Annotated in this window: 13 protein-coding genes; 9 read left to right on the top strand and 4 right to left on the bottom strand. The window is 61.2% G+C overall.

Annotated features, from left to right (window positions below):
* Window positions 1-8: 8 nt before the first annotated feature.
* Window positions 9-893, bottom strand: a complete 885-nt coding sequence (locus GFU70_RS06730) for an acyl-CoA dehydrogenase (protein ID WP_116643008.1) — start codon at window positions 891-893, stop codon at window positions 9-11.
* A 153-nt stretch (window positions 894-1,046) separates the two neighbouring features.
* Here GFU70_RS06730 and olsB point away from each other — a divergent pair, with 153 nt between their 5' ends.
* Both olsB and GFU70_RS06720 read left to right on the top strand, forming a co-directional pair.
* On the top strand, window positions 1,047-1,802 hold the full coding sequence (olsB, locus tag GFU70_RS06725; RefSeq protein WP_153387765.1) for an L-ornithine N(alpha)-acyltransferase: 756 nt from the start codon (window positions 1,047-1,049) through the stop codon (window positions 1,800-1,802).
* The gene (locus GFU70_RS06720; protein WP_058545941.1) at window positions 1,802-2,596 is read left to right on the top strand and encodes a lysophospholipid acyltransferase family protein; all 795 of its coding nucleotides are present in this window, start codon (window positions 1,802-1,804) and stop codon (window positions 2,594-2,596) included. Before olsB ends, GFU70_RS06720 begins: the two co-directional genes overlap by 1 nt.
* A 52-nt stretch (window positions 2,597-2,648) precedes the next feature.
* Here GFU70_RS06720 and GFU70_RS06715 read toward each other — a convergent pair whose 3' ends face one another.
* On the bottom strand, window positions 2,649-3,233 hold the full coding sequence (locus tag GFU70_RS06715) for an ACP phosphodiesterase (protein ID WP_153387764.1): 585 nt from the start codon (window positions 3,231-3,233) through the stop codon (window positions 2,649-2,651).
* 154 nt (window positions 3,234-3,387) lie between these two features.
* Here GFU70_RS06715 and GFU70_RS06710 point away from each other — a divergent pair, with 154 nt between their 5' ends.
* From GFU70_RS06710 to GFU70_RS06695, 4 genes are all read left to right on the top strand, one after another.
* Entirely contained in the window at window positions 3,388-3,690 is a 303-nt protein-coding gene (locus GFU70_RS06710; RefSeq protein ID WP_014336977.1) for an ArsR/SmtB family transcription factor, read from the top strand.
* A gap of 17 nt (window positions 3,691-3,707) precedes the next feature.
* Entirely contained in the window at window positions 3,708-4,874 is a 1,167-nt protein-coding gene (locus tag GFU70_RS06705) for an MFS transporter (RefSeq protein WP_153387763.1), read from the top strand.
* A 33-nt stretch (window positions 4,875-4,907) separates the two neighbouring features.
* Window positions 4,908-5,957 carry an alkene reductase gene (locus GFU70_RS06700; RefSeq protein ID WP_058545939.1) on the top strand — a complete coding sequence of 350 codons (1,050 nt, stop codon included), beginning with the start codon at window positions 4,908-4,910 and terminating at the stop codon, window positions 5,955-5,957.
* A gap of 289 nt (window positions 5,958-6,246) precedes the next feature.
* The gene (locus GFU70_RS06695; protein WP_116643009.1) at window positions 6,247-6,753 is read left to right on the top strand and encodes a hypothetical protein; all 507 of its coding nucleotides are present in this window, start codon (window positions 6,247-6,249) and stop codon (window positions 6,751-6,753) included.
* 191 nt (window positions 6,754-6,944) lie between these two features.
* Here GFU70_RS06695 and GFU70_RS06690 read toward each other — a convergent pair whose 3' ends face one another.
* Complete coding sequence (locus GFU70_RS06690) at window positions 6,945-7,577, bottom strand: TetR family transcriptional regulator (RefSeq protein ID WP_058545937.1); 633 nt, start codon at window positions 7,575-7,577, stop codon at window positions 6,945-6,947.
* Window positions 7,578-7,841: 264 nt separating this feature from the next.
* Between GFU70_RS06690 and GFU70_RS06685 the strand changes: the two genes are divergently transcribed.
* Genes GFU70_RS06685 through adeC form a run of 3 tightly spaced genes read left to right on the top strand, consistent with a single transcriptional unit; the run spans window position 7,842 to window position 13,621 of the window.
* Entirely contained in the window at window positions 7,842-8,999 is a 1,158-nt protein-coding gene (locus GFU70_RS06685) for an efflux RND transporter periplasmic adaptor subunit (RefSeq protein ID WP_058545936.1), read from the top strand.
* A gap of 3 nt (window positions 9,000-9,002) precedes the next feature.
* Window positions 9,003-12,167 carry an efflux RND transporter permease subunit EmhB gene (gene emhB, locus GFU70_RS06680; RefSeq protein WP_058545935.1) on the top strand — a complete coding sequence of 1,055 codons (3,165 nt, stop codon included), beginning with the start codon at window positions 9,003-9,005 and terminating at the stop codon, window positions 12,165-12,167.
* Window positions 12,164-13,621, top strand: a complete 1,458-nt coding sequence (gene adeC, locus GFU70_RS06675; RefSeq protein ID WP_153387762.1) for an AdeC/AdeK/OprM family multidrug efflux complex outer membrane factor — start codon at window positions 12,164-12,166, stop codon at window positions 13,619-13,621. The genes emhB and adeC overlap by 4 nt, the downstream gene beginning before the upstream one ends.
* A gap of 211 nt (window positions 13,622-13,832) precedes the next feature.
* On the opposite strand, the gene GFU70_RS06670 is transcribed toward adeC, so the two are convergent.
* Complete coding sequence (locus GFU70_RS06670) at window positions 13,833-14,183, bottom strand: DUF6124 family protein (RefSeq protein ID WP_058545934.1); 351 nt, start codon at window positions 14,181-14,183, stop codon at window positions 13,833-13,835.
* Window positions 14,184-14,798 lie beyond the last annotated feature (615 nt).

Raw genomic sequence — 14,798 nt, 5'->3', positions numbered from 1 at the left:
GAGGGCCTTCAAATCAATGAGGATCCCAACGCCTTGGCCAACCGCTTGGCCCGCGCCCCCGCCCCAATCTCCATCACTCCTTTGTCCCGCGTCCACATCTCGCGCCACGCCGCAGGCCCAGCGTTCAACGCATCGTTCAGCTCACCATCGAGCCCCTGGAATTGAGCGAACAACCCGCCCAGCAGCACATGCCCGACCGCACTGGAAGGGTTATGCCGACTCACCTCCGCGCAGCCGGCGAGCAACGCCAGCAGGCGCAATTGCAACGCCTGGGGCCAGGCACATTCCTGCCCGACGCCATACAACCAGGCGGTCATCGCACTGAGCACATAAAGGTCTTCCAGGGTGCGGAACGGTTTGACGTAGGCGTCCCACCCGTCGCCCGCCAGCAACTCGCACAGCGCGCCGTCAAGTAGGACGCGGCCATGGCTGATGTCCGGCATCAGGGCAATGGCGGGCAGTTTTTGCAGGGTCACGCCGGGCTCACCCGCATAGGCCACTGCCAGGTTCAGCCGTGGCGTTTCACCGGGTGCTTCGCAGCGAGCGGCAATCAGCAGCCACTCGGCGGCGTCGCCGGCGGTGACGAAATCCTTGCGTCCGCTCAGGCGCAAATCGTCGAGACGGGTTTGCATGTCCGCCGGGCGCAGGCTGCGCTGTTCGGTGGCACACAAGGCGCCGAGGCTCTGGGGCGCGCTGGGCCACAGCACCCGCAGCGCCGCCTGGTAACCCACCAGGAACGCCAGGCCCGGTGTCGCCATCAACCGCGCCCCGGTGACGGCCAGTTCGAACGGCGTTACCGGCCCCAAGCGTTGCAACAACGCTGAATATCCTTCGGCCAGGTCCGGATGGGCGGGCAGGCGCTCGCCGCGTTCGATCAGGGTGTGCCAGGGCATGGGGGGCTCCTCGAGGGCTGTCATATAAGCATCACCAAAGCTTCATGGCGATGACACCGGGGCTACATAGCCTGACTTTGCACAACATGGCTGCATAAAGAAAGTCGATTGGCTCAACCCAAGACGGGAGCACATCCCGCACGGAGATTCGCTATGACCCAGATCGCCCGCATCAGCGACACCGGCAATGAACGCCGCCTGCAAGCCGAACGCCTGATCGGCGGCCAAGCCTTGCAAGAAGCACAGGCCCTGCGTTTCAACGTCTTCAGCGGCGAATTCAACGCCAAGCTCAAGGGCGCGGAGATGGGTCTGGACATGGATGACTATGATGTTCACTGCGCCCACATTGGCGTACGCGACCTGAACACCGGCCGCCTCGTGGCGACCACTCGCCTGCTCGACCACCAGGCCGCCAGCAGCCTGGGCCGGTTCTACAGCGAAGAAGAATTCAGCCTCCACGGCCTGGTCCATCTCAAGGGCCCGATCCTGGAAATCGGCCGTACCTGCGTCGACCCCGCCTACCGCAACGGCGGCACCATCGCCGTGCTCTGGGGCGAACTGGCCGAAGTCCTGAACGAAGGCGGCTACAGCTACCTGATGGGCTGCGCGAGCATTCCGATGCAGGACGGCGGTATCCAGGCCCAGGCGATCATGCAACGCCTGCGCGAACGCTACCTGTGCACCGAACACCTGCAAGCCGTACCGAAAAAACCCTTGCCGACCCTGGACGTGCCGTCCAACGTCATCGCCGAGATGCCGCCGCTGCTCAAGGCCTACATGCGCCTGGGCGCGAAGATTTGCGGCGAGCCGTGCTGGGACGAGGATTTCCAGGTGGCCGACGTGTTCATCCTGCTCAAGCGCGACGAGCTCTGCCCGCGCTACGCCCGCCACTTCAAGGCAGCGGTCTGATGAGCCGGCTGCGGGTGTACGCGCGAATCGCGCGAGTATTGCTGGTGGTGGCGCTGGGCCTGAGCATGGCCAGCGTGTTCGGCCTGTTCGAACGTGCTGGGATCGCCCACTCGATGGTCCGTCGCCAGCGCTGGTCGCGGTTCTTCATGGCACGGCTGAGCCGTGCCCTGCCCTTTTCAGTCACCGTCCACGGTCAACTGCCGCATCGGCCGATGCTGTGGGTCAGCAACCATGTGTCCTGGACCGACATCCCGTTGCTGGGGATGCTCACGCCGCTGTCGTTCCTGTCCAAGGCCGAAGTGCGCACCTGGCCGGTGGCCGGATGGTTGGCAGCCAAGGCCGGCAGCCTGTTTATCCGGCGCGGTTCGGGTGACAGCCAGTTGATCCGCAAGCAAATGAGCCGCCACCTGGAACAGGCCCATCCGCTGTTGATGTTTCCGGAAGGCACTACCACCGATGGCCGTACCTTGCGCACCTTCCACGGTCGCTTGTTGTCGGCGGCCATCGATGCCGATGTCGCGTTGCAGCCGGTGGCGATCCGTTACCTGCGCAACGGTGAACCGGATTCACTGGCGCCGTTCATTGGCGATGATGATTTGCTGTCGCACCTGATGCGCTTGTTTGCCAATGATCGGGGCGAGGTGGAAATCCATCTGCTGGAACCGATTGCCTGCCACGGCCAGGAACGCGCGGCACTGGCCTTCCAGGCGCAGCAGGCGGTGCACAAGGCTTTGTTCGGGGCACTTCCAGAGAAACAGCAAGCGCCGATGCGACCTGCTGCGATTGCGGCCTGATCCTGGATCTCCGTGGAGCCCCCTGTGGGAGCGAGCTTGCTCGCTCCCACATTTATTCCTGCGGTGTGACTTGGTTTTGAGCAAAATCCTGCAGTTGCGGGTAGAACAACCGAAAGTCTTCGCTCAACGGCTCATAGAGCCTGATCAACTCCGGCATCGCTCCGGCCAGCTCATCGGGGCGGGACAGGCGGCGGGAAATGCCGCGCAGTACCTGCCCAAGCACCTCGAACTCCCGATAAGACCCCAGCCAGTCATCCGCCGCCATAAACGGCGCGATGTGCGCCAGGCGTCCCGGCAGCTGCGGTTCGGTGCCGAGTACCTGGTACACCCGGGAAGTGAAGTCCAACAGCGGCCCTTCACCGTACAACGGCCAGTCCCGGGCCAGGCAGTGGTCGAAAAACACGTCGAGCACGATCCCGGCATAGCGCCGTCGCACCGTGGAAAAGCGCGACAGGGCGATGTCCACCAAGGGATGGCGGTCGGTGTACATGTCGATGCGCCGATGCAGGGCAATCGCCGCTTCGATTCGTGAGTCATAGAGCCCTTGCAGCGGGCCCTTGACGAAGTCGCCGTAGAGGCTGCCGAGCAGTTGTTCCCGGCCAGGGCCGCCGAGGTGCAGGTGCGCGAGATAGTTCATGGCCGCAGCTTAGCACCACCACGCCAATATCGTTATAACCCGATATAGCGATTTGTTCGATATTCAGATCAAATCCATATTGGTATATCGCAAAATAACGATTTAAGGTTCGCTCCATCGCGATATAGCGTTTTACTCACTCCGAGCTGCCACCATGACCCTCGACCTCGACGAAATAATAAAAGCCCTGGCACACCCAGTACGGCGAGACATCCTCAACTGGCTCAAAGACCCCAAGGTCCAGTTCCCTGAACAGTTGCACAACCACGAATTCGGCATTTGCGCCGGGCAGATCGACCAGCGTTGCGGCCTGTCGCAATCCACGGTGTCTGCGCACTTGGCGGTGTTGCAACGGGCGGGGCTGATCACCAGCCAGAAGGTCGGTCAATGGCACTTCTTCAAACGCAACGAGGACGTGATCCAGCAGTTCCTCAAGCAAATGAGCCAAGAGCTCTGACCCGACAAGGACCCATCATGCCCCTCTCACTCCTGATCCTGGCCCTGAGCGCCTTCGCCATCGGCACCACCGAGTTCGTCATCATGGGCCTGCTGCCCGACGTGGCGGCCGACCTGGGCGTGTCGATTCCTGGCGCCGGCTGGCTGGTGACCGGCTACGCCCTGGGCGTGGCCATCGGTGCGCCGTTCATGGCCCTGGCCACCGCGCGGCTGCCGCGCAAGGCTGCCCTCGTGGTGTTGATGGGGATTTTCATCGTCGGCAACCTGCTCTGCGCCATCGCCAGCGACTACAACGTGCTGATGTTCGCCCGGGTCGTCACGGCCCTGTGCCACGGCGCGTTCTTCGGTATCGGTTCGGTGGTGGCTGCCGGCCTGGTGGCGCCCAACAAGCGCGCCTCGGCCGTGGCCTTGATGTTCACCGGCCTGACCCTGGCCAACGTGCTCGGCGTACCACTGGGCACCGCACTGGGCCAGGAAGCCGGCTGGCGTTCGACTTTCTGGGCAGTGACTGTCATTGGCGTAATTGCGCTGATCGGCCTGATCCGCTTCCTGCCGGCCAAGCGCGATGAAGAAACACTCGACATGCGCTCGGAACTGGTGGCGCTCAAAGGGACCGGCCTGTGGCTGTCCCTGAGCATGACCGCGCTGTTCTCCGCCTCGGTGTTCACCCTGTTCACCTATGTCGCCCCGCTGCTGGGTGAAGTGACCGGCGTATCGCCCCGAGGCGTGACCTGGACCCTGGTGCTGATCGGCCTGGGCCTGACCCTGGGCAACATCATCGGCGGCAAACTGGCGGACAAGAGCCTGGCGAACACGCTGATGGGCGTCTTCCTCACCATGGCCGTGGTGTCCACCGTACTGAGTTGGACCAGCGTGGCGTTGATCCCCAGCGAAATCACCCTGTTCCTCTGGGCCACTGCCTGCTTCGCCGCCGTGCCGGCCCTGCAAGTCAACGTGGTGACCTTCGGCAAAGATGCGCCCAACCTGGTGTCCACCCTGAACATCGGCGCCTTCAACATTGGCAACGCCCTGGGCGCCTGGGTCGGCGGCAGTGTCATCGACCATGGCCTGGGCCTGACCTCCGTGCCCCTGGCCGCCGGCGCGCTGGCCGTGCTGGCGCTGCTGGTCACCCTGATCACTTTCCGCCAGGGCGGCAATGCCGACCTGGCACCGGCAACTCACTGACTTTTAATCCTTCCACTTTCGAGGTTGTATTTCATGGCGACTATTTTCGACCCCATCAAACTCGGCGACATCGAGCTGAAGAACCGCATCATCATGGCCCCGCTCACCCGCTGCCGCGCCGATGCAGGCCGCGTGCCCAACGCGCTGATGGCCGAGTACTACGTGCAACGCGCATCCGCCGGCCTGATCCTCAGCGAAGCAACCTCGGTCACACCGATGGGCGTAGGCTATCCGGACACCCCGGGCATCTGGTCCAACGACCAGGTGCGCGGCTGGTCCAACGTCACCAAGGCGATCCACGGCGCCGGCGGCAAGATCTTCCTGCAACTGTGGCATGTGGGCCGGATCTCCCACCCGTCGTACCTGAACGGCGAAACCCCGGTGGCGCCCAGCGCGATCCAGCCCAAGGGCCACGTAAGCCTGGTCCGTCCGCTGGCCGACTACCCGACCCCACGCGCACTGGAAACCGCTGAAATCGCCGACATCGTCGATGCGTACCGCGTCGGTGCCGAGAATGCCAAGGCCGCCGGTTTCGACGGCGTGGAAATCCACGGCGCCAACGGCTACCTGCTCGATCAGTTCCTGCAAAGCAGCACCAACCAGCGCACCGACAACTACGGCGGCTCCCTGGAAAACCGTGCCCGCCTGCTGCTGGAAGTGACCGACGCGGCCATTGAAGTCTGGGGTGCCGGCCGGGTTGGCGTGCACCTGGCGCCACGCGCCGACTCCCATGACATGGGTGACGAGAACCGCCTGGAAACTTTCAGCTACGTGGCTCGCGAGCTGGGCAAGCGTGGCATCGCCTTTATCTGCTCCCGTGAGAAAGAAGGCGATGACAGCATCGGCCCGCAACTCAAGCAGGCTTTCGGCGGCCCGTACATCGCCAATGAACGCTTCACCAAGGACAGCGCCAATGCCTGGCTGGCCGAGGGCAAGGCCGATGCCGTTGCCTTCGGAGTGCCGTTCATTGCCAACCCGGACCTGCCGGCACGCTTGAAAGCCGATGCACCGCTGAACGAGGCGCATCCGGAAACGTTCTATGGCAAGGGACCGGTAGGCTACATTGATTACCCGGTAATGTAAGTGCTCCGCTGCCTTATATGAAGAAAGCCTCGGCATCAAAAAACGCCGGGGCTTTTTTATGTTTAAAAAACGGAGTAAACCGACAACAAAAACTCACCACCAACGTTGCGACACATAAAAAAACAACCCGAAAGGTCGGCACTATAGATTGACACCTCTAATCACGCCAATAATAGAAACGCTGAACAGCGACAAATATAAAACCATGTCGCTGGCAACCACCTGACAATATTAAAATCAAACATATCATGCAGACCCAAACATATCTGCGCTCACGGAAGAGCCCATCATGACCCACATTAAGCGTTTTATCCTGGCTGCTGCATTGGCTCCGGCATTTATCACCAGCGCCATGGCGGACACAGCCGTGCTCGTTCAGGTCACGAACAACACTTCAGATACTTTGAAGCTGAAACACCTCTCGGTCCTCCCACCCGATTACCCAATCTCAGATTATGACGTATCGCCGAAAAAGTTACGGAATATAAACATCCCCTTCCAAAGGGGATTCACTTACCCAGCGTCCGGCTGGCAACCCACACTAAGAAGAATATCGCCCATCCAGCTCAACCTGACTTATGAAGTCAACGGCCATATCTGCCAACTTGCCACTCAACTCGAAGTTTCCATTATTCCTGGTTGGTCGGAGCCCAGCTACAGCCCTCACTGGAGCAAAACAGTCAACTCCTCTGGTAATAACAACTACAGTTGCAAAGCCGTCATTTCCCAAAAAATGTCTGAAGTGCCGTTCAGCTACACCGTTAATCTGACGATCGACGAAAACAACCCGACCTGATCAGACTCACCTAGGGAGGGTGACCGAGACGCGACTTAACCAATACGCAACAATTTCCCTACAAAATAGCCGATTCGCCGCCTGTCAAAGACGCTGCGGTGCCTATATAAAGTACCCCGCCGGGATGAGTGCCCAGCGAGGTACCTCTGGATCGGCTATTGACACAAACCGACGCAATCACCCATTTTGTTTCATTTGCGCAGGCTGGGGCTCAAGTGCAGCATGTCCAGCCCGATCTCCACCCAGCGCTCGGCCTCAGCCGCCAGGGCAAAACTGTCCGGGGCCAGTAGCCACTGGTACAAGATGCCGTCGATGTAGGCATGCATGGCAACTGCCGCCCTTTCGGGATCCAGATCATCCGGCAACTGGCCGCGTTTCATCGCATTGCGCAACGACAGGGCGATGCGCACATTGCAGTCGAGACTCACCTCGCGTCGCTGCTGTCGCAAATCGCACATTTCATCGGTGAATTCACACTTATGGAACAGGATCTCATTAATGCGTCGGGTTTTCGGGTCAAGGGCCACTTGCTGGAACAACCGGACCAACAGCTTGCGAATACAGCCCAGCGGATCAAGCTCCTCTTCACTCTCACTGGCACGGGCCAACTCATCGAGCGGCTCGTGCAGGGTATCGAGCATGGCCTGGAGCAGGTCCGCCTTGTTGCTGAAATGCCAATAGATGGCACCACGCGTCACACCAGCCAGTGTCGCGATATCGGCCAGGGTCGTGCGCGCCACGCCTCGCTCGAAAAACGCCTTTTCGGCGGCTTCAAGTATCTGGCTGCGAGTCTCCTGGGCTTCCTCTTTGGTACGACGGACCATGGCAGTAAACACCTCAAGCAGGATGCGTCAGCAATGCGTAAGAATCAGCTGAACAAAATATGAGGCGACGTCTCTTGGAGCGCGCCTCTGATCTATACAGGCCTTTGTCAGGCTTTTGTAAATACGGATGTTACGCAATTGGGCTGTTTACAAACAACCATGTACGTAAGTATATTTCTTAGCATCCTACTAATTGAAATAGTGCGCCTTTTACCTTTCCACCTTTCGAGTGCGCCAGTTGCGCGCCTGGACCCGAGGATTTCCATGCAATTCAAGCCAGCTGTTACTGCCCTGGTTACCGCCATCGCCCTGGCATCGCTGCTCAGCGGATGCAAAAAGGAAGAGGCTGCACCTGCTCCTCCGCCGCCTCAGGTTGGCGTCGTAACCCTCAAGACCCAGCCCTTCACCCTGACGTCGGAGCTTCCGGGGCGCACCAGCGCATTCCGCATCGCGGAAGTACGGCCACAGGTCAACGGCATCATTCTCAAGCGCCTGTTCAAGGAAGGCGCTGACGTCAAGGCCGGCCAGCAGTTGTACCAGATCGACCCGGCCGTCTATGAAGCGAACCTCAAGAGTGCCGAGGCCAACCTGCGCTCCACCAAGTCGATTGCCGACCGCTACAAGCAACTGGTGGATGAACAGGCGGTGAGCCGTCAGGAATACGACACCGCCGTGGCCAACCGCCTGGAGTCGGAAGCCAACCTGCAGACAGCCCGGATCAACGTGCGCTACACCAAGGTCTACGCGCCGATCTCCGGCCGTATCGGTCGTTCCTCGGTGACCGAGGGCGCGTTGGTGAGCAATGGTCAGGCCGACGCCCTGGCAACCATCCAGCAACTGGACCCGATCTACGTCGACGTGACACAGAGTTCGGTCGAGTTGCTGCAACTGCGCCGTGAGCTGAAGAGTGGTCGTTTGCAGAAGGCCGGTGACAATGCCGCCATGGTCAAGCTGACCCTGGAAGACGGCAGCCAATACCCACACGAAGGCAAGCTGGAATTCTCCGAAGTGTCGGTCGACCAGACCACCGGTTCGGTGACCTTGCGCGCCGTGTTCCCGAACCCGGACCACACGCTGCTGCCGGGCATGTTCGTCCATGCACAACTGCAGGCCGGCGTGAACAGCGCAGCGATCCTCGCCCCGCAGCAAGGCGTGACCCGCGACCTCAAAGGCATGCCAACTGCCCTGGTGGTAGGCCCGGACAACAAGGTCGAGTTGCGTCAGCTCAAGGCCAGCCGCACTGTCGGCAGCCAGTGGCTGATAGAAGACGGGCTCAAGGCCGGCGACCGCCTGATCACCGAAGGGTTGCAATACGTACGGCCGGGGGTGGAAGTCAAAGCCACCGAAGCCACCAACGTCGATACCAAGAACCCGGCCCCCGCTCAGGCAGCTGATAAAGCAGCCGGCGGCAAAGGGGAGTAAACCATGTCGAAATTTTTTATCGACCGTCCGATTTTCGCCTGGGTGATTGCCCTGGTGATCATGCTGGTCGGGGCTCTATCGATCCTCAAATTGCCGATCAACCAGTACCCGAGTATCGCGCCACCGGCCATTGCGATCCAGGTGACCTATCCGGGTGCGTCCGCGCAAACCGTGCAGGACACCGTGGTGCAGGTGATCGAGCAGCAGCTCAACGGTATCGACAACCTGCGTTATGTCTCGTCGGAAAGTAACTCCGACGGCAGCATGACCATCACCGCGACCTTCGAGCAGGGCACCAACTCCGATACCGCGCAGGTCCAGGTCCAGAACAAGCTGAACCTGGCCACCCCGCTGCTGCCGCAAGAGGTGCAGCAGCAGGGTATCCGCGTGACCAAGGCCGTGAAGAACTTCCTGATGGTGATCGGCGTGGTGTCGCGCGATGGCAGCATGACCAAGGACGACTTGGCCAACTACATCGTGTCCAACCTGCAAGACCCTATCTCGCGTACCGCCGGTGTCGGTGACTTCCAGGTCTTCGGTGCCCAGTACGCCATGCGGATCTGGCTCGACCCGGCCAAGCTGAACAATTTCAACCTGACGCCGGTGGACGTGAAAAACGCCATTGCCGCGCAAAACGTCCAGGTCTCGTCCGGCCAGCTCGGCGGCTTGCCTGCCCTGCCCGGCCAGCAACTGAACGCCACCATCATCGGCAAGACTCGTCTGCAGACCGCCGAGCAGTTCAAGGCGATCCTGCTCAAGGTCAACCCGGACGGTTCGCAAGTACGCGTCGGCGATGTTGCCGATGTGGGCCTGGGTGGTGAGAACTACAGCGTCAGCGCCCAGTTCAACGGCGCCCCGGCGTCGGGCCTGGCGGTAAAGCTGGCCAACGGCGCCAATGCCCTCGACACGGCCAAGGCCCTGCGCAAGACCATCGACGACCTCAAGCCATTCTTCCCGCAGGGCATGGAAGTGGTGTTCCCCTACGACACCACGCCGGTGGTGAGCGAGTCGATCAAGGGTGTGGTTGAAACCCTGGTCGAAGCGGTCGTGCTGGTGTTCCTGGTGATGTTCCTGTTCCTGCAGAACTTCCGCGCCACCATCATCACCACGATGACCGTGCCGGTAGTACTGCTGGGTACTTTCGGGATCCTCGCGGCATTCGGCTTCAGCATCAACACCCTGACCATGTTCGGCATGGTGCTGGCTATCGGCTTGCTGGTGGACGACGCCATCGTCGTGGTGGAAAACGTCGAACGGGTGATGAGCGAAGAAGGCCTGTCACCCAAGGAAGCCACCAAGAAATCCATGGGCCAGATCCAGGGCGCCCTGGTGGGTATCGCCCTGGTGCTTTCGGCGGTACTGCTGCCGATGGCGTTCTTCAGCGGTTCCACCGGGGTGATCTACAAGCAGTTCTCCATCACCATCGTCTCGGCCATGGCCCTATCGGTCATGGTGGCTTTGATCTTCACCCCGGCCCTGTGCGCCACCATGCTCAAGGCGATCCCCAAGGGTGAGCATGGCACACCGAAACGCGGTTTCTTCGGCTGGTTCAACCGCAACTTCGACCGTGGCGTACGCAGCTACGAGCGCGGTGTGGGCAATATGCTCAAGCACAAGGCCCCATACCTGCTGGCCTACGTGCTCATCGTGGTTGGCATGATCTGGCTGTTCACCCGCATCCCGACGGCGTTCCTGCCGGAAGAAGACCAGGGCGTACTGTTTGCCCAGGTACAAACGCCGGCGGGCTCCAGTGCCGAGCGTACCCAGGTTGTGGTGGACAAGATGCGTGAGTTCCTGCTGCGTCCCAGCAAGGACGGCGGTGAAGGCGATGCCGTGGCCTCGGTATTTACCGTGACTGGCTTCAACTTCGCCGGTCGCGGCCAGAGCTCCGGCATGGCGTTCATCATGCTCAAGCCGTGGGACGAGCGTAACGCCGACAACAGCGTGTTCAAGCTCGCCGCCCGCGCCCAACAGCACTTCTTCACGTTCCGTGATGCCATGGTGTTCGCCTTTGCTCCGCCAGCGGTATTGGAGCTGGGTAACGCCACCGGTTTCGACGTGTTCCTGCAGGACCGTGCCGGCATTGGCCACGACAAGCTGATGGAGGCACGCAACCAGTTCCTGGGGATGGCTTCGCAGAGCAAGATCCTGTCCCAGGTGCGTCCAAACGGCCTGAACGACGAGCCGCAGTACCAACTGGAAATCGATGACGAGAAGGCCAGCGCGCTGGGCATCACCTTGTCGGACATCAACAACACCCTGTCGATTGCCCTGGGCAGTAGCTACGTGAACGACTTCATCGACCGTGGTCGGGTGAAGAAGGTGTATGTGCAGGGTCAACCCAGCTCTCGCATGAGCCCGGAGGACCTGAAGAAATGGTACGTGCGCAACAGCGCCGGGACCATGGTGCCGTTCACCGCGTTCGCCAAGGGCGAGTGGGTCTATGGCTCGCCCAAACTGGCCCGATACAACGGCGTGGAAGCGATGGAAATACTGGGCGCCCCCGCCCCGGGTTATTCCACTGGCGAAGCCATGGCCGAAGTCGAAGCCATCGCCAAGAAGCTGCCGGCCGGTGTTGGTATTTCCTGGACGGGCCTGTCCTACGAGGAACGTCTATCGGGCTCCCAGGCGCCAGCGTTGTACGCCTTGTCGCTGCTGATGGTGTTCTTGTGCCTGGCAGCGCTGTATGAGAGCTGGTCGATTCCGATCGCGGTCATGCTCGTGGTCCCCCTGGGGATCATCGGTGCCCTGATGGCGACCAGCCTGCGCGGCCTGTCCAACGACGTTTACTTCCAGGTTGGCCTGTTGACAACCATCGGCCTGGCGGCGAAAAACGCCATTCTGATCGTCGAGTTTGCCAAGGAACTTCATGAGCAGGGCCGCACACTGGTGGAAGCCGCCATCGAAGCCTGCAGGATGCGTCTGCGGCCAATCATCATGACGTCCCTGGCATTCGTCCTCGGGGTAGTCCCGCTGGCCATCTCCACCGGCGCCGGCTCGGGCAGCCAGCACGCCATCGGTACCGGCGTGATTGGCGGTATGCTCACCGCTACCATCCTGGCAATCTTCTGGGTGCCATTGTTCTTCGTGACGGTGTCGTCAATGGGTCGTCGCAAACCTATCGACCAGGACGACACTCCTGAAACTTCTAAAGAGGCTGGCCAATGAGCAAGTCGCTACTCTCCCTGACCATCGCCGCCGTCGTGCTCAGCGGCTGCTCGCTGATCCCCGACTATCAGCGGCCCGACGCACCGGTCGCGGCGCAATACCCGCAAGGCCCGGCCTACGAGTCGGCCAATGCGCCTGGCCAGGCCGCCGCCGAGCAAGGCTGGAAACAGTTTTTCCATGACCCGGCGTTGCAACAGCTGATCCAGGTCGCCTTGGAAAACAACCGCGACCTGCGCGTCGCGGCGCTGAACATCGATGCCTACGCCGCGCAATACCGCATCCAGCGCGCTGACCTGTTCCCGGCGGTCTCGGCCACCGGCTCCGGCAGCCGTCAGCGGGTACCGGCACGGGCTTCGCAAACCGGTGAAGCGGCCATCAGCAGTTCGTACTCGGCGACCTTGGGCATCAGCGCCTATGAACTGGACCTGTTCGGTCGGGTTCGCAGCCTGAGCGAGCAAGCGCTGCAAAGCTACTTCGCCACCGAAGAAGCCCGTCGCAGTACGCAGATCAGCCTGGTAGCCAACGTCGCCAATGCCTATCTGACCTGGCAGGCCGACAAGGAACTGCTCAAGCTGACCCAGGAAACCCTTGGAACCTACGAGCAAAGCTTGAAGCTGACCTCGCGCAGTGCCGAAGTCGGCGTGGCCTCGGCCCTGGACCTGAGCCAGGCGCGCACCGCCGTGGAAAACGCCCGTGTGCAACTGGCGCGCTACACCCGCCAGGTCGCCCAGGACGAAAACAGCCTGACCCTGCTGCTGGGCACCGGGCTGCCGGCCAACCTGAACTCGCAACCGCTGAGCGATGACCTGCTCAGCGAAGTGCCGGCCGGGCTGCCGTCGGACCTGCTGCAACGTCGTCCGGACATCCTCCAGGCCGAACGCAACCTGCTGGCCGCCAACGCCAACATCGGCGCCGCACGGGCCGCGTTCTTCCCGAGCATCAGCCTGACGGCCAACGCCGGCACCTTGAGCCCGGACCTGTCCGGCCTGTTCAAGGGCGGCTCGGGCACCTGGACCTTCGCGCCGCAAATCAACCTGCCGATCTTCAACGCCGGCAGCCTGCGTGCGAGCCTGGACTACGCCAAGATCCAGAAAGACATCAACGTCGCGCAGTATGAGAAGTCGATTCAGACAGCGTTCCAGGAAGTCTCCGACGGCCTGGCCGCGCGCCAGACCTACAACGAACAGTTGCAGGCCCAGACCGACTTCGTCACCGCCAACCAGGACTACTACCGCCTGGCCGAGCGTCGCTACCGCATCGGCGTCGACAGCAACCTGACCTTCCTCGATGCCCAACGCCAGTTGTTCAGCGCGCAACAATCGCTGATCACTGACCGTCTTGCGCAACTGACCAGTGAGGTCAATTTGTACAAGGCACTGGGCGGTGGTTGGAATGCCGAGACGGGCAAGAACGAACCGGTGAAAGAAGAAGCGCCGAAGATGAAGCTGTTCTGATTGATGTTTGAACGCTGAACATGAAGCCCACCGAAAGGTGGGCTTTTTGTTTGTGCGCGCTTTAATGCCAGCCTATGTGGGAGCAAGGCTTGCCCGCGATGGAGGCGATGCGGTCTTTCAGGAACCGAGGCGCCTGTTTCGCGAGCAAGCTTTACTCCCACAGCCCAGCGGGGCGATACGACGTTTCGCTAAATCCCCTCGCCAAACTTGGTTAACGCGGGTCGACGATATCCAGCGCTCGATTGGCCAACAGCTCACTCAAGTCAATCATCTGCGCCACACCGAGCGCGACATGCCGCCGCGAGCCTTCCAGATCGAACGCCAGGTCGTTGACCATGGCACTGGCTGAGGCCAGGGTTTCGCTGAGATTTGCTAGCAGGCATTCGGTGTCGAGGGTATCGATGACGGTGAACACTTGAGTTGAGGTTTTGGGTTTGGGATCAGGGTGGGTGCCCAGATGGTAATCGAGTGCTCGGTCTGCGGCCTCTTGGAGCTTTTCCGGATCGGGGTCGTTGTAGGGGAAGGTGCTCTCTGATGGCGAAGAAGGATGATGTTTTTTCATAACGGCGCTCCTGCATCAATTGGAGCCCGAGACGTGGGTCCGGGCGCTGGCGCCTAACGAATTTGGCGGGCTTGCAGTCCCGGTCGCTGGATTGGCAGCGACACGTACAAGCTAGAGATACCGCTTCCGAGCAGCAACCTTAAAACCTCGTCGGAAAAATCGCCGCGTCTGTCAGACCGGCCACAAATCCTGTGGGAGCAAGGCTTGCCCACGATGGCGGCCTTACGGCTGGCCAAGATTTTGTTGATCGGGTACATATCCATTGCTGCGGTAACGGCTGCTTAGGGTTCCGCCCTTACGGCGGCTCACTTTTGAAGAGCCCGGAAGCCGGCCCAGTCAAAAGTAAGCAAAACGCTCCTGCCCCACCACTCGGTGCCTCGCCTAGGCTCGGCATGCCCGAACGAAGGCATTGCTCCGTGGGCCCGCCGCGAAGGGCCATCCATGGCCCAGCGCGGCTATCCCGGCATCCATGCCGGGATGCCCACTCCACAATGCCTGCGTTCGGCCAGCGTGGTTAACGGGGCGCCTGAGATCAACGTCCACCACGAGGCGGCCTAGTAGCCGACCTGGCTCTCCTGGTCGTACACCTGTCAGATCTGTGGGAGCAAAGCTTGC

The sequence above is a fragment of the Pseudomonas brassicacearum genome, assembly GCF_009601685.2.
In the GTDB taxonomy this organism is placed as follows: Bacteria; Pseudomonadota; Gammaproteobacteria; order Pseudomonadales; family Pseudomonadaceae; genus Aquipseudomonas; species Aquipseudomonas kilonensis_B.
This window is presented reverse-complemented; position numbering and strand designations above follow the sequence as displayed.

What these genes read in the sequence shown, in the direction of transcription:
- GFU70_RS06690 (WP_058545937.1), bottom strand. Translation starts at nt 7,577, where the DNA reads ATGGTCCGTCGTACCAAAGAGGAAGCCCAGGAGACTCGCAGCCAGATA.
- GFU70_RS06730 (WP_116643008.1), bottom strand. Translation starts at nt 893, where the DNA reads ATGCCCTGGCACACCCTGATCGAACGCGGCGAGCGCCTGCCCGCCCAT.
- GFU70_RS06720 (WP_058545941.1), top strand. Translation starts at nt 1,802, where the DNA reads ATGAGCCGGCTGCGGGTGTACGCGCGAATCGCGCGAGTATTGCTGGTG.
- GFU70_RS06685 (WP_058545936.1), top strand. Translation starts at nt 7,842, where the DNA reads ATGCAATTCAAGCCAGCTGTTACTGCCCTGGTTACCGCCATCGCCCTG.
- olsB (WP_153387765.1), top strand. Translation starts at nt 1,047, where the DNA reads ATGACCCAGATCGCCCGCATCAGCGACACCGGCAATGAACGCCGCCTG.
- GFU70_RS06670 (WP_058545934.1), bottom strand. Translation starts at nt 14,183, where the DNA reads ATGAAAAAACATCATCCTTCTTCGCCATCAGAGAGCACCTTCCCCTAC.
- GFU70_RS06695 (WP_116643009.1), top strand. Translation starts at nt 6,247, where the DNA reads ATGACCCACATTAAGCGTTTTATCCTGGCTGCTGCATTGGCTCCGGCA.
- GFU70_RS06700 (WP_058545939.1), top strand. Translation starts at nt 4,908, where the DNA reads ATGGCGACTATTTTCGACCCCATCAAACTCGGCGACATCGAGCTGAAG.
- emhB (WP_058545935.1), top strand. Translation starts at nt 9,003, where the DNA reads ATGTCGAAATTTTTTATCGACCGTCCGATTTTCGCCTGGGTGATTGCC.
- adeC (WP_153387762.1), top strand. Translation starts at nt 12,164, where the DNA reads ATGAGCAAGTCGCTACTCTCCCTGACCATCGCCGCCGTCGTGCTCAGC.
- GFU70_RS06715 (WP_153387764.1), bottom strand. Translation starts at nt 3,233, where the DNA reads ATGAACTATCTCGCGCACCTGCACCTCGGCGGCCCTGGCCGGGAACAA.
- GFU70_RS06705 (WP_153387763.1), top strand. Translation starts at nt 3,708, where the DNA reads ATGCCCCTCTCACTCCTGATCCTGGCCCTGAGCGCCTTCGCCATCGGC.
- GFU70_RS06710 (WP_014336977.1), top strand. Translation starts at nt 3,388, where the DNA reads ATGACCCTCGACCTCGACGAAATAATAAAAGCCCTGGCACACCCAGTA.